The organism is Pelagimonas sp. (genome assembly GCF_058892305.1).
Map to the genome: position 1 here is coordinate 1 of NZ_JBZXVN010000001.1, position 13,362 is coordinate 13,362.

Consider the following 13,362-nt stretch of genomic DNA (forward strand, 5'->3'; position numbering starts at 1 on the left):
ATCCATCTCGGCTGGACTACCGTGTCCACCCTCGCGCCGATCGAGCGCTTTCCCTTGGCCGCACTGGCGGTCTCACGGGGCACCCCGTTCATCGATATCCGACCCGTCACCGATGTCATCGCCTTCGCGAACCTGCCGCGGGTGGCGCGGGACGGATCGGTCGACCCTGAACCTTGCGGTCCTGGCAAGTCCGTCTCGCTGACCGACTACATCGACATGGTCGAAGGGCTCGGCGCGAGGATCCTCAATGATCCGCGGTCCCATCAGTCAGCCTGATCACCACTTACTCTCACCAATACTCGAAAGGAGGCCAGACATGGCCCGATCCCGCACGCCCAAATTCGATGCCTCCGAGGTCATCACAAACGAAATCATCCGCATCATCGAGCGCGGCGTCCTGCCTTGGCGCAAGCCCTGGACAGCAGGTGGCAGCTCTCGTCCCCTGCGCGTGGGCGGAGAACCGTACCAGGGGGTGAACAACTTTCTGCTGACGATGCGGACCGTGATGGCGGGCCACAGCTCTCCTTTCTGGATGACGTTGCCGCAGGCCAATGCATTGGACGCAAAGGTCCGTAAGGGCGAGAAATCCTCTGTCGTCGTCTATTACGGCCAAAGCCGGAGAGACGCCGGCGATGAGCATGATCACAGCGACGGGGATGATCACTCCGAGGAAGCCCGTATCTTCCGCTTCCAGAAATCCTATCGCGTGTTCAACGCCTGCCAGATCGAGGGGTTGCCGGATAGCTTCCATCCCGAGCCGGACCCGGTGCCTGAGCATCCGCCGTCAGAGCCCATCCCGCACATGCAGACGTTTTTCGATGCCATCGACATCACAACCGTCTTCACAGGCACGGAGGCGTACTATTTGCCGCCCGTGGACAAGGTCTTCATGCCATCCATTTCCAGGTTCGAGAACCCGCGGAACTTCTACGGGGTCTGGGCCCATGAGCTGGCCCATGCCACGAAGGCCCCCCATCGACTGAACCGTGATTTCGGGTTCTCGAAGTTTGGCAACACGTCCTATGCGCGCGAGGAGATCGTCGCGGAATTGACCTCGGTGTTCCTGGGTCAGACACTCGGCTTCACGGCGCATACGCTCGAGATGAATGCCGCCTACCTCCACAACTGGTTGCGCGTTCTTCGGTCGGACAAGGGTGCGATCTTCAAGCACGCCGCGGATGCGCAGCGCGCCTGTGACTATCTGATCGCACAATCTGAGGCGGGTAGGGCTGGGCGCAGTGCCGAGGCCGCCTGACCACACGGAGAACGGAGACTCGCATGTCACGCAAGGAACCCAAGACGCTGCGGGTGGCCTGCTTCGAAGACGGCCGCCGCAAGATCATCACCTTCAAACGCGGTGCCTATTGGTGGAGCCCGTCCGAGGGCGCTTACCCGCTCTCGGCGGCACTCGAGAGCATCAAGGAGCAGGGCGGCTGGATCGAAACCATCCCCAACCCGAACTACAGAGCCAGAGGGCTGTTCGGGTAAGGCGCCTTCTGCTTCGGTCCTTCCGCCAAGCAGAAAAGAAAAAGCGGGCTTTGAGAAGGGTGTTTCAACTTCTCAAAGGAGAGCCCTATGACCATTACTGCACAGCCCCAGCCAGACCGTCCGGATCCGACCGTGATCGCGGTGCAGAACGACGCGTTTCGCAAACTTGCATGCCTTGGGGTGCCGCCCGCGCAACCCATCCAGGGCCGCATGCATGTCACCCGCTCGCTTATGGAGGCCGGCGATGGCTTCATGGCCGAGGCGGTCAAAGCAACCGGTGAGTTTGCCACGTTCGAGCCTGAGAATGATCCCGAGGGCTGGCACGATTTCGGGGCGGTCGAGATCCGGGGCGAAACTGTGTTCTGGAAAATTGATCTCTATGAGGCGGGTTCGGACTTCCGCTACGGGGCTGAGACCCCGGACAATCCCGCCACCACCGTGCGCGTGCTGACCATCATGCTGGCGCGCGACTGGTAGAAGGGCAGGGGACTCCTCCCCCTGACATCCGAGACGATGAAGGCCCACTGACCCCTCAAAGGGAAAGTGGGCCTTTTGTCGTGGTGATCCCTGAAGCCGGGGATTGGTCACGCGCGTGAAGGCGCGGGCCACACCTCACCCACCTGGAAGGATATCCCATGACCACAAGCTTTGCCCCTCTCACCGTTGCCATCGGCGATCTTGTCGCCCACCCCGCCAATGTGCGCAGCAACTCCTCGGAAACCTATGATCCTGAGAACATCGCCCATCTGAAGGCAAGCATCGCCGTTCTGGGTCTCCTGCAGCCGCTCATGGTCCAGAAGCTTGACGGCAAATACGCTGTCCTCGCCGGAGGTCGGCGCCATGCAGCCCTGAAGGAGCTGATCGCTGACAAGGCCACCAAGGGGTTTACAGCGAAGACCAAGGTGGACTGCCGCCTTGTCCCTGACGACTGCGACGTCACCACGGCGTTGTCGCTCGCCGAGAACATCACCCAGGCACCGATGAATGCCATCGACGAATTCGAGGCCTTCGCTCGGATGATGGAGGTCGATGGCCAGTCCCCCGAGACGATCGCAAAGACCTTCGGCGCCACGGTGGCGGCCGTGAAAGGCCGGTTGCGCTATGGCCTTATCCACCCCGACATCCGCGCCGCGGCCCGGGGCAAGGTGATCACGCTCGACACGATGAAAGCCTTCGCCGAGCACCCGAGCCAGGAGGCGCAGCGCGAGGTCTTCGAGGCGCTCACAAAAGACGGCGGCTATCTGCAGGCCTACACGGTCCGTCAGGCGCTCAAATCCCGCGGTGTGCAGGTCAGCGATGATATCGGGGCTTTCGTGCGCGCGGACTACGAGGCCCGCGGCGGCGCCGTCGCAGCCGATCTGCTGGATGAGCATTCCGTGCTGGAGGATGCAGCGCTGGTCGAAACCATCCTGCTCGAGAAGCTCGGTGCCGCCGCCGAAGAGGCCCGCATAAAGCTGGGCTTTGCCTGGGCCGATGCGATGGTCCGCTATGATTACGCGACCATGGCCGACTACGGCCGCGCTTATCCCGGCCCGATCGAGCCTGATGAGGCTGCGCAAAAGCGCATCGATGAGATCACCGCCGAGCTTGAGAAATTGCAGCTCGAGATGGAGGATGAGGGGCTCGAGGACGGTGCCTACAATGCCCTTTACGACCGCGTGGACGCCTTGGAAGAGGAGGCGCGCGATCTGCAGGAGGCCTACAGCGCCGAGGACCTCGCGCGGTCCGGGGTGATCGCGTCGTGGCAGGGTGGGCAGATCACGCTCCATGTTGGCCTCGTCCGTCCGGAAGACACCGTCAAAGAGGAGGGCGCGCGCGGCTCGTCGGTCAACCCGACGGGGGAGGAGGCACCGGACGCCGGCGAAATCACCTATCCGGCCTCGCTGGCTGAGGATCTCAAGACCGAGCGGGCCATGGCCCTTGGCGCCGCGATGGCGCTGCATCCGGTGGCCACGCTCGATCTGACGCTCTTCAAGCTGGTCAGTGACGTCCTGGGCACCGGCATGAGCGTCACGCAGGCGATCAAGATCGAGGCCCGCAAGGAATACCGCAGCCATGCCAAGATGGACGAGATCGACGAGACCTCGCTTGAGCAGGTGGCGGCGGCGCATGATGCGCTTGACCTCTCGTGGCTCGATGACGCCCGCGCGCCTGCCGATCAGTTCGCGGCGTTTCGCGCGCTGGAGGCAGGGGAGAAGGCCAAGCTCGTCGCCTTTGCAACCGCTAGCACCACGCAGTCCTGCTTCGCGCGGGACCGACAGCGCGACAGCCTGATGCATGCGTTCGAGATCGAGATCATGCCCGACATTCGCGCGCATTGGACGCCGAATGCGGCGCTCTTCAACCGCTTTAAAAAGGCCTGGCTCCTGAAGAACCTCGGCGAGGATCTGGGTCTCGCCCAGGAGGCGGTGACACTGGCCTCTTCAAGCAAGAAGGAGATCGTCGCCTTCTGCGACAAGCTCTTTGCCGAGCCCTTCGCCACGCTGACGGACGCGCAGCGCGCCGCCGTGGCCGCCTGGTGCCCGCCGATGATGCAGACCGCCGGTATCGCCTTTGATGAGGCGGAGCCAACTTCGGAAACCCCGGAACCTGACGGCGAGGTCGCGCAAGCGGCCTGAGTCCTCATGCGACCCGCGCGAAGTATTTCGCGCGCGCGGGTCGATCCTCTCATACCCAACGGAAAGACATCTCCATGGCTATTCTCAAGTTCTCTGCCTCCGCTGTCGCGGCGCAAATCGCCCATGCGCGCGCCTGCAAAACCTTCCTGCCCAACTGGAACGGACCCGTGGACAGGCCCGCCCTGATCCTCATCGTCGGCAATGGTGTGCATCTGCGCTCCAACGGCATCGATGGCACGACCACCCGAATCGTCACCACCGAACAGGCCGATCCTTCCTTTGCTTTCGCCAATGGCATGAACCCGTTTCGGGACACCGACTGGATGGCGCAGCGCCGCATGGCGTTTCGTGATCTGACCGGCCAGTTCTACACCGACATCCTGGATGACGTGCAGGTGCTCATCGACCGGGGGCGGGGGGCCATCCGGCTCGCCACCGATGGCCACAGCATCCGCGTCTTCGTGCGCCGGGCTTCGGACTATCTCATCGGCGGGACCTACGAGGTGCCCTCGGGCCTCGGCGGCACCTTCCGGGTCATCCTCAAGGATGCCTGCGACACCTTCGCGATCGTGCAGAACTGCGGCAATTCGGCGTTTTGGGAATATGAACAAGATGAAGCAGCACCAATGTCCCGAGAGCGCGCAGCGCGGCAGGGTATTGGTGCTTCAACATATTCCCATAAACGCTGCGAGGATTTCGACGCCATGCAGCCCTATCGCGTGCCGCTTGATGCGCTGATGGAACTCGATGACCGGAGGGCGGCGTGATGGGATGGCTTTTCTACACCGACGGCCGCGTCAAATCCTACGCGGATGAGAAAGTGGAGATTGCTCGGCTGTGCACCTTCGAGGGCGAAAGGCGCAAGACGGAACTGGTCAAAGCCTGCAAGGTGGGTTCGACTTGGTACGCGGCGGCAAAGGTCATCAATCTCGACGGCACCGCTGTCGAAGACACGACCTATGTGACCGATGCGGACGGGTCGATCACTTTTGGCGCTGTCTTCCTCACCCGATACGATGACGGCTTCTGGGGCTACAAGGACATGGAGGAAAGCGCTGGCCCGAACGAGTCTCGTGCTCCCCTTGGGCTGATCGAGCTCCTCTCCGACCTGAAAGACCCGGACAGCTACGCCCAGGACTGGGCTGCGATCCCGGACTACGAGGAAGGCGACAAGATCAGGCTCGCCACGCCCGTGACGCTCACCGATGGCAGCACCTGCCAGATCGTCACTGCGACCCACTACAGGCGGGGGCGGCAAAAGCGCCGCTGCTACCGCATCGAGGAAACCGGTGGGCTCGTACGCCTGTCGAAGGCTTCGCTTGCGGGCTCGGAGCTGCTCAGCTCCGCGAAAGGTGCTGCCAGTCCTGTGCTGGCGGAGTATCTCGCGGGGCGAGAATAGGTGCTGGGCCGAACCGTTGATCGACCTGCCGGCGACAGCAGATGCTGCGGCTTGTCTTGACAAGGCAATGCAAATGCATTACCTATCGCGGGCAGCAAAGACCCCCATTCTTTCAGGAGACTGCCATGACAGCGCTCGCACAAGATGTCTCGAAACTCACGGATCGGTATCAGACGACCGTGCCGGCGGGTGTGCGCAAACAGCTCAAGCTGGGCAAGGGCGACCAGATTCGTTACTGCACCGAGCCGAGTGGCAGGGTCTATATCGAGCCCGTGCGCAGCGACGAGGAAGATCCCGTGCTCGGAGCCTTTCTCGATTTTGTCGAGGCCGATATCAAGGCGCATCCGGACCGCATTCGGGCGTTCGATGGGGCTTTGCATGACCGTCTTGCAGCACTGGTCGGAGACGTTGACGTCGATCTCGATGCGCCGCTATCGCTCGAGGATGAATGAGCGGCGATAGCGTGCCCGCCCAAGCACCCCTCGTCGTAAACGGATGGTCGATTTATGCGCATCCGCTCTTTCTGGATCAGCTCGAAGGGCTGATCGAGGAGGTTGAAGCGCGTAAGGCACGCGATCCAAAGACCTGGCGCAAGAAAAACCCCACGAAACGGCTGGCAGCCATCTTCAAGCTGGTCACCGAGGCCATACCGGCGGACCCGGGTGCCGCCGCCTACCGGCAAGGCGGCACGCTCGGCGATCACCGCAAGCACTGGTTCCGGGCGAAATTCTTCCAACAGTATCGGTTGTTCTACCGGTTCAACAGCGATGCGAAGGTCATCGTGGTGGCCTGGGTGAACGACGACAAGACCCTGCGCGCATATGGCAGCAAGACGGATGCCTATGCGACGTTCAAAGGGATGCTGGAAGATGGCAACCCACCTGACAATTTCGATGCGCTCTTGAAAGAAGCTGCAGCGGCAAGCAAGCGGTTCGAGAAATCCCTTGAAGCGGTGCCCGATCGGTAAGTGGGCCAGCTTGCTGTGACCCTTTGGCATTATCGTTTACGACGCCACGCTTGAAGATGTAGCATCGGCTGATAATACGGTCGGAGAAAGCACAATGAATGAGACGGAAAAGGATAGGCAGCACCTCGGGCTAGAGGAGCAATGTGCGCCTGACCTGACGGGGCACCGTTTCCCAATTGCTGTGCACGTTGCAGACATGCCCGATGACCTCGGCAAGCTGCTGGATATCGGGCTCGAGGAGCATTTCCGTGGCGGCTGATGTCAATTCGTATGACGCGTGGTTTCGCGCGAAGGTGCAGGCCGCGCTGGAGGAGGAATGCACGGGAACATCCCAAGTTCAGGTGATGCAGGCCGCACAGGCATTGATTGATGCGAAACGGGAGGTCGAACCCAAGTCCTGACCAAGCCTTGGAAGTCAGCGCGGTCTGACCCCCGTCACCCTGAAAAGCAAAAGTGGGCTTCTTGTCCTTTGGAACTCAGACCCTGATCCAAAGGAATTCCCCATGTCCAAGCCTCTCTCAACGCTCCCCAATCCTGTTGAGTCCAACGCTAACTTCGCCTCTGCCCTCGCGCAGATCGGCGCGGAGATCGACCTCCAACCCCTGCGCAGCTCAGCGCTCGCGCGCATCATGCGCGAGACGTTTCATGGCAGCGATGCCGGGGGAGCCTGGGACTGGCGGATGGCCTATGACCTGATGCAGGCCGCGGCCATCCAGATGCTGTTGCGTGGGGACGGCGCGGCGGGTGACATCGCCGCTGCGAAGCTCCTCGCCTCGCGGCTTCTGACGGAAACGCGCCGGTCAGAGCAGCAGATCCGGCTGCAGCAGTTTTCCACACCGCTGCCTTTTGCCGCCCTGGCGGTGCGGGCCGCAGCGATCCGCAAGGGCGAGACCGTGCTCGAGCCATCCGCCGGCACTGGTGCCCTGGCCGCGTTCGCCGCCCGGGCCGGTGCCACGCTTTTACTCAACGAGATCGACCCGTTTCGTCAGAGCCTATTGCGCGCGGTCTTCGGTGATGAGGTCACAGACCATGACGGCGAGCATATCGACGATCTGCTGCAGACGCTGGCACTGCCGGATGTCGTGGTGATGAACCCGCCTTTCGCCTCCTCGGTCGACCGATCCCGCGACAAGCACATCGCCGCCAAGCATCTCATCGCGGCTGCCAAGCGCTTGGCACCCGGCGGGCGACTTGTGGCGATCATGCCGCCGGGGTTCACGCCCGAACGCGATGCCGCGCATTGGTCGCGCGCCTGCGGTCTCCTCACGCCGCGCCTGGCCCTCACGATGCCGGGACAGGTCTACCGCAAGCTCGGCACAACTGTGGAAACCCAGCTGATGGTCTTCGACAAGGTGCAGGAGGATGGCGCGTTCATCCGGGCCAGTGTGCAGGATCTGGATGAAGCCTTGGCATATGTTGACGCCGTGGCCGCGACCCGGTCTCAGATACGCTCCGCCGAGCGGGCCACAACGATCCCCTATGCGCGGCCGGGCCTTTCATCATCGGCCCCGCGCAAGACCGCCGCTTCACCCGTCGCCGCCTCCAAACCCCAGGCCAATGCCGTCCGCCCGCTCACCTTCACGAGCTTCGATGTCCCGCGCGACAACACGCCTGTCTCGGACATCTATGCGCGTTACCGCCCGCAGCGGATCGAGATCGCGGGCGCGCAAGAACATCCAACGCCCTTGGTCGAAAGCATCGCCATGGCCTCGGTCGCGCCGCCCATGCCTTCAGGCGCGGCCAGTTCGGAATTGCGCCTGCCCGCGCGACTGATCGAGGATGGACACCTCTCGGAGGCGCAGCTCGAGACCATCATCATGGCGCATGATGCCCATGGGCGTGACCTGCCGGGGCGGTTTGCGATCGATGACGACCAGACCAAGCTGACGCGCGCCGATGATGACCCGGAGGCACGCGCCTATCGCCTTGGGTATTTCCTCGGCGACGGCACCGGTTGTGGCAAGGGCCGCGAATGCGCGGGGCTCATCCTCGTGAACTGGCTTGCCGGGCGCAGGAAGGCGATCTGGGTTTCCAAATCCGCCACGCTCATCGAGGACGCGGTCCGCGACTGGACCGATCTCGGCGGCTCGCCCGCTGACATCCAGCCGCTCTCCAAATGGAAACCGGACCAGCCGATCCCGATGGGTGATGGCATCCTTTTTGTGACCTACGCCACGCTGCGCTCGGCGGGCAAATGCGGCACCACGCGGCTGAGCCAGATCTTAGAGTGGATGGGCGAGGGCTTCGAGGGCGTGCTGGCCTTTGACGAGGCCCATGCCATGCAGAACGCCGCAGGCTCCGAGCAGGGCAGGGGGGTCAAACCCTCGCAGCAGGGCCTTGCAGGCCTGCGGCTGCAACTTGCGGCACCACGCGCCCGCGTCTTCTACATCTCGGCCACGGGCGCCACGAGCGTCCACAACCTCGCCTATGCTGCGCGTCTCGGTCTCTGGGGGCAGGGCCCTGAATACCCCTTCTCGAGCCGCGAGAGCTTCGTGTCGGCGATGGAAGCCGGCGGCGTGGCCGCCATGGAAGTGGTTGCGCGCGATCTCAAGACGCTTGGGCTCTACACTGCCCGTGCCCTCAGTTTTGATGGCGTGGAATATGACGTGCTCGAACACGCGCTGACCGCGGCCCAGATCGAGATCTACGACGCCTATGCGGCGGCCTTCCGCACCATCCACCATAACCTCGAAGCCGCGCTGACAGCGACTGGCGTCAATGACGCCTCGGGGGAGACCAATGCCTCGGCCGCACGTGCCTCGGCCAAATCTCGCTTCGAGAGCACAAAACAGCGCTTCTTCAACCATCTCCTGATGGGCATGAAGGCGCCGACCATCATCTGCGCGATCAAGGATGATCTGGCGGCGGGCAAGGCTTGCGTCATCCAGGTGGTCTCGACGGGTGAGAGCCTGCTGAAACGCCGGCTTGAGACGATGGACCCGAAGGATGAACTCGTCGAGGGTGCCTTGACGCCGCGCGACTATGTTCTGGGCTACCTCGAACAGGCCTTCCCGATCCATGCGCAGAAGCTCGTTGAGATCGACGGCAACATGGTGGCCGAGCCGCTCCGCGATGAGACTGGCACGCTGGTCGTCTCGCGCGAGGCGCTCGCTTTGCGTGATGCGGCCATGATGGAATTGATGACGCTGGCGCCGATCCCCTCGGCGCTGGACCAGATCCTCTGGGCGCTCGGCGACGAGGCTGTTGCCGAGGTTACGGGGCGCTCCGTCCGGCCGCTCAAGGCTGAGGACGGCCATCTCTTCATCGAGAAGCGCGCCGCCAGCAGCAATTCCTCCGAGACTCAGGCCTTCATGGACGGCGAGAAGGATGTCCTGATCTTCTCGGATGCTGGCGGCACGGGCCGGTCCTATCACGCGGCGCAGACGGCGAAGAACCAGAAGCGGCGCCGGCACTACCTGCTTGAGCCTGGCTGGCGCGCAGATGCGGCCATCCAGGGGCTGGGGCGCACGCATCGCTCGGCCCAGGTCAGCGCGCCCTTCTTCCGGGTCTGCACCTCGGATGTGCATGGCGAGAAGCGCTTCACCTCGACGATCAGCAAGCGTCTCGATCAGCTCGGGGCCTTGACCAAAGGCCAGCGAGAAACCGGCTCGCAAGGCATGTTCCGCGAGGAGGACAATCTCGAAAGTCCGATCGCGCGGGCGGCGCTGCGCGGGTATTACGCCGATCTTGCCGCCGGGCGCGCCGAGGCGATGAGCTATGAGAGCTTCACCGACTGGACGGCCCTGCGGCTGATCGACAAGGACGGGGTTCTCCTTGAGGAGTTGCCGCCGATCCAGCGGTTTCTGAACAGGGTGCTGGCGCTGCCCCTCCACATGCAGAACGCGCTCTTTGCCGAGTTCATGAACCGGATCGCCGATCAGACGGAACGGTCGCGCGCGGCGGGCACGCTCGATCTCGGCGTGGAAACCCTGCGTGGCGAAAAGATCGAGCAGGTCTCCACGGAAGATCTCTGGACCTGCCCGAAATCCGGCGCCGTGACGCGGATCATCGGGCTCGAGGTGACGGACCCGGTCCATGTCCTTGGCGCCGAAGAGGCCATGTCGCGCAATCCCGACAAGCTGCCGATGATGAATCGCGCCTCCGGTCGCGCGGCGCTCATCTCGGCGCGGCCCATGCAGATGTACGACGAGGACATCGTCACGCTGATGCGCAAGGCGGTGCGGCCAAACGGGTCGAGCTATCTCGAAGAGACGCGGTTCGAGTCCTCGGCCTGGGAAGAGATCGGGAAACCCGAGTTTGCGCGGCTCTGGGGAGAAGAGGCTGCTGCCCTTCCCAAGACCACCACGACCAAGCTCTACCTGCTGACCGGGCTGCTGTTGCCGATCTGGAAAGACATTCCGACCACCAATGAGCGCATCTACCGGGTCACGCCCGACGGGGTGACCGCCATGATCGGGCGCACGCTGAGCGAGGACGGGGCGGCGGCGCTACGCGCCCGCTTCCTCGTCTCCGACCCGCAGACGCCGCAGGAGATGCTGATCGCCGCCCTCGGCACCACCGCGCCTGTCGATCTGGGCCGAGGGATGACCCTGACCCGTCGCCGTGTCGCAGGCGAGATGCGCCTCGAGCTTGGCGGTGCGGATCGGGGCATGATCGACGGCCTCAAGGCTCTTGGTTGCTTCACCGAGATCATCGCCTTCCAGCTGCGGGTGTTCCTGCCGCATGGGGACGGAATCGACACAGTTAGCATTCTGGCCCGGATCGTAGGGCAGCGCGCCGCTAGAGCGGCAGAACAAGCCGCCTGAAAAGTCAAAGCGGGCTCTGGGTCGGGCATCGCGGATCGGGATTTGGCCGGTCTGCGCTTTCCAGCCGCGCGCTGACCAATGCCACGCCCGGCCCCCCAATTACAGACAAGAGGACAGACCCATGACGAATCCCCAGATCGACTATGCCGTGATGGCGGCTCAGTGGCGCGCAGAGCGCGAAGCTACCTTGAAGGCATCCAGAGCGGAGCTGATCGCGCAACTGCGCGCGCTTGGTATCAGCGAGGTCACCGCTGAATACGAAGGCTATGGCGACTCCGGCAATGTCGAGGATGTGACGGTGCAGCCTGCGGAGGTCAAACTGCCGGAGGCGCTTGCGACAGAGGTCGGTGATTTCGCCTGGTCACTCGCCTATCACCATCACCCGGGGTTCGAGAACAACGAGGGCGGCTACGGCACGCTGACCTGGGACATTGCAGCAGACAGCATCACGATGGATCATGCGGACCGCTATGTCGAATGCTCTCACAGCTATGATGAGGGGCTTTGACATGGCCCATCCACTTCATCATGCCGAAAGCTCAGCCCGGAAATTCGGCGGGGTGCCGTCTGACTATCAGGCCATCCATGACTGGTTCGATGCCTCGAAAGAGCACCTCGCGCTCTTCACGCACAGGGCGCTTCGCCACCATGCCCAACGCCTGTTTGAGGCCGAACGCGCCTTCGGCCTGACCCTGACCAATAGCGCTGGTCGAGAGATCCCCGTGCGCTGGATCGGTGAGCAGCATGTCCGCGAAGACTGCCAGGGCCGTATTCCGAGCATGGCGGACTGGCTGCGCCGAATCCAGCCCGAACCATGGATGGTCAATGGCCATATCGAGCAGCAAATCAGCGAGGAACCCTTCGGCGATCCAAGGTCTGCCTGGGCCTCCGAGGTCGCGGCTGGAAAGACGGTCCTTGGCCTGAAGGATTGGATGGCGGCGCGCGCGACGCAAGTCACGCAAAGCACCTGACAGCTTTCGGCCGTTTGCCAAACGAATGCTGCGCGGAAGCCCGGTTGGACGACCGGGCTTCTTGCGTCGTTTCCCCACCATTTTTCTTGAGGAGGATCGCATGACACTTGATGAAATCAAGGCGGCCGTCGATGCCGGCCAGACCGTGCATTGGGCCAATACAGGCTACGTTGTCCAGAAGGACCGGCTCGGTCAGTACCTCATCACCTATGTGCCGAACGGCAGCTGCATTGGCTTGACCGACCGGGGCGGGCACCGGTTGAATGGCAAAGAGGCGGAGTTCTTCATCGCGCAATCGAAGGACGCCGCAGAAAATCCGGGCAGCCAATCAAGACCAGACGGGCAGGGGAGGGGCGTAGCGCCCGGAGGCGCGGGGGCATTCCCACTCGGACGGCAGCTCTGACCCGTGGGCGGGGCTGAAAGGAAAGCGAGCTTTCTGATTTGTGATCCCGGGAGGGGTCGAGAAAGCAATCCCGGATGCGCTGGCAAGGACGTCAGGCACCGACCAATCTGAAAGGAACCATCCCATGTTCGCAGGAACCCTCACCCGCAATGTCGAGACCGCAGCCGCTCAGTATACCGGCATGATCCACTCGACGCGCTTTGACATCGCCATCCAGCTTGAAACCCGCCCGAAGATGTCCGCGCGCAGCCCCGATTACGACGTGACGGCGATCAACAAGTCGGGCCGCAAGGTGCGCATCGGCACGGCCTGGAATGAGACCGGCAATACCAGCGGCAACCCCTACATCTCGATGCAGATCGATGTCGGCCTCGGCCCGTTCCGGGTCAACGCGGTGCAGACGAAAGAGGCGCGCGCGGCCCAGAGCGGGGAATTCGAGATCATCCCGCTGGTCTCGAACGGCCTGATGAAATCCGGCTCGATCTCGGGCGAGCTCACCGCCATGGACGCCGACAACGCCTTCACCGGCTACATCGCCAACATGATGTTCGATCTGGAGTTCATGCTGATCGAGAACAGCTTCAAATCCGAGGAGACCCACCCGGATTACCGGATCGAGGTCAGCTCGCCCCGGGGCACACCGATCCGCGTCGGTTCGGCCTGGATGGCGAAAAGCAGTCGCACGGGCAACGACTACCTGTCGCTGCTGATCAACACGCCCGATGGCGACCTGCGCGTCAACGCCGTGCA

At 63.1% G+C, this 13,362-nt stretch carries 15 protein-coding genes and 1 pseudogene; all 16 read left to right on the plus strand.

Going from position 1 to position 13,362, the window contains the following annotated elements:
- A pseudogene (locus AC5EFR_RS00005) lies at positions 1–276 on the plus strand (hypothetical protein); the annotation flags it as partial.
- 40 nt (positions 277–316) lie between these two features.
- A complete protein-coding gene (locus AC5EFR_RS00010; protein WP_317939153.1) occupies positions 317–1,255 on the plus strand; it encodes an ArdC family protein in 939 nt (312 codons plus the stop codon).
- A 23-nt stretch (positions 1,256–1,278) separates the two neighbouring features.
- On the plus strand, positions 1,279–1,488 hold the full coding sequence (locus AC5EFR_RS00015; protein WP_040182663.1) for a DUF6330 family protein: 210 nt from the start codon (positions 1,279–1,281) through the stop codon (positions 1,486–1,488).
- Positions 1,489–1,575: 87 nt separating this feature from the next.
- Positions 1,576–1,965 (plus strand): DUF3768 domain-containing protein, encoded by a 390-nt coding sequence (locus AC5EFR_RS00020; RefSeq protein WP_317938985.1) that lies wholly within the window; start codon positions 1,576–1,578, stop codon positions 1,963–1,965.
- A 158-nt stretch (positions 1,966–2,123) separates the two neighbouring features.
- Positions 2,124–4,106 carry a ParB/RepB/Spo0J family partition protein gene (locus AC5EFR_RS00025; RefSeq protein WP_493574084.1) on the plus strand — a complete coding sequence of 661 codons (1,983 nt, stop codon included), beginning with the start codon at positions 2,124–2,126 and terminating at the stop codon, positions 4,104–4,106.
- Positions 4,107–4,180: 74 nt separating this feature from the next.
- Positions 4,181–4,873 carry a regulator gene (locus tag AC5EFR_RS00030; protein WP_317938984.1) on the plus strand — a complete coding sequence of 231 codons (693 nt, stop codon included), beginning with the start codon at positions 4,181–4,183 and terminating at the stop codon, positions 4,871–4,873.
- Positions 4,873–5,505, plus strand: a complete 633-nt coding sequence (locus tag AC5EFR_RS00035) for a DUF6927 domain-containing protein (protein ID WP_317939156.1) — start codon at positions 4,873–4,875, stop codon at positions 5,503–5,505. The genes AC5EFR_RS00030 and AC5EFR_RS00035 overlap by 1 nt, the downstream gene beginning before the upstream one ends.
- A 125-nt stretch (positions 5,506–5,630) precedes the next feature.
- Positions 5,631–5,957, plus strand: coding sequence for a type II toxin-antitoxin system PrlF family antitoxin (locus tag AC5EFR_RS00040; RefSeq protein WP_005668772.1), 327 nt, complete (start codon positions 5,631–5,633; stop codon positions 5,955–5,957).
- Positions 5,954–6,472, plus strand: a complete 519-nt coding sequence (locus AC5EFR_RS00045; protein ID WP_317939152.1) for a type II toxin-antitoxin system YhaV family toxin — start codon at positions 5,954–5,956, stop codon at positions 6,470–6,472. Before AC5EFR_RS00040 ends, AC5EFR_RS00045 begins: the two co-directional genes overlap by 4 nt.
- A gap of 94 nt (positions 6,473–6,566) precedes the next feature.
- Entirely contained in the window at positions 6,567–6,731 is a 165-nt protein-coding gene (locus tag AC5EFR_RS00050; RefSeq protein ID WP_201259266.1) for a hypothetical protein, read from the plus strand.
- The gene (locus AC5EFR_RS00055; RefSeq protein WP_009820264.1) at positions 6,721–6,873 is read left to right on the plus strand and encodes an antitoxin PaaA2 family protein; all 153 of its coding nucleotides are present in this window, start codon (positions 6,721–6,723) and stop codon (positions 6,871–6,873) included. Before AC5EFR_RS00050 ends, AC5EFR_RS00055 begins: the two co-directional genes overlap by 11 nt.
- 102 nt (positions 6,874–6,975) lie before the next feature.
- Entirely contained in the window at positions 6,976–11,238 is a 4,263-nt protein-coding gene (locus AC5EFR_RS00060) for a strawberry notch family protein (protein ID WP_317939151.1), read from the plus strand.
- A 121-nt stretch (positions 11,239–11,359) separates the two neighbouring features.
- Positions 11,360–11,746 (plus strand): DUF6878 family protein, encoded by a 387-nt coding sequence (locus AC5EFR_RS00065; protein ID WP_317939150.1) that lies wholly within the window; start codon positions 11,360–11,362, stop codon positions 11,744–11,746.
- A 1-nt stretch (position 11,747) separates the two neighbouring features.
- Positions 11,748–12,209 carry a DUF6915 family protein gene (locus AC5EFR_RS00070; protein WP_317939149.1) on the plus strand — a complete coding sequence of 154 codons (462 nt, stop codon included), beginning with the start codon at positions 11,748–11,750 and terminating at the stop codon, positions 12,207–12,209.
- A 100-nt stretch (positions 12,210–12,309) separates the two neighbouring features.
- On the plus strand, positions 12,310–12,612 hold the full coding sequence (locus AC5EFR_RS00075; protein WP_317939148.1) for a hypothetical protein: 303 nt from the start codon (positions 12,310–12,312) through the stop codon (positions 12,610–12,612).
- Positions 12,613–12,736: 124 nt separating this feature from the next.
- Positions 12,737–13,362 (plus strand): DUF736 family protein (locus AC5EFR_RS00080; RefSeq protein WP_493574085.1); only part of this gene is annotated, 626 nt, incomplete at its 3' end.

Coding starts and splice junctions, on each gene's coding strand:
- AC5EFR_RS00030 (WP_317938984.1), top strand. CDS start 4,181: ATGGCTATTCTCAAGTTCTCTGCCTCCGCTGTCGCGGCGCAAATCGCC.
- AC5EFR_RS00035 (WP_317939156.1), top strand. CDS start 4,873: ATGGGATGGCTTTTCTACACCGACGGCCGCGTCAAATCCTACGCGGAT.
- AC5EFR_RS00050 (WP_201259266.1), top strand. CDS start 6,567: ATGAATGAGACGGAAAAGGATAGGCAGCACCTCGGGCTAGAGGAGCAA.
- AC5EFR_RS00065 (WP_317939150.1), top strand. CDS start 11,360: ATGACGAATCCCCAGATCGACTATGCCGTGATGGCGGCTCAGTGGCGC.
- AC5EFR_RS00025 (WP_493574084.1), top strand. CDS start 2,124: ATGACCACAAGCTTTGCCCCTCTCACCGTTGCCATCGGCGATCTTGTC.
- AC5EFR_RS00060 (WP_317939151.1), top strand. CDS start 6,976: ATGTCCAAGCCTCTCTCAACGCTCCCCAATCCTGTTGAGTCCAACGCT.
- AC5EFR_RS00045 (WP_317939152.1), top strand. CDS start 5,954: ATGAGCGGCGATAGCGTGCCCGCCCAAGCACCCCTCGTCGTAAACGGA.
- AC5EFR_RS00015 (WP_040182663.1), top strand. CDS start 1,279: ATGTCACGCAAGGAACCCAAGACGCTGCGGGTGGCCTGCTTCGAAGAC.
- AC5EFR_RS00020 (WP_317938985.1), top strand. CDS start 1,576: ATGACCATTACTGCACAGCCCCAGCCAGACCGTCCGGATCCGACCGTG.
- AC5EFR_RS00010 (WP_317939153.1), top strand. CDS start 317: ATGGCCCGATCCCGCACGCCCAAATTCGATGCCTCCGAGGTCATCACA.
- AC5EFR_RS00075 (WP_317939148.1), top strand. CDS start 12,310: ATGACACTTGATGAAATCAAGGCGGCCGTCGATGCCGGCCAGACCGTG.
- AC5EFR_RS00040 (WP_005668772.1), top strand. CDS start 5,631: ATGACAGCGCTCGCACAAGATGTCTCGAAACTCACGGATCGGTATCAG.
- AC5EFR_RS00070 (WP_317939149.1), top strand. CDS start 11,748: ATGGCCCATCCACTTCATCATGCCGAAAGCTCAGCCCGGAAATTCGGC.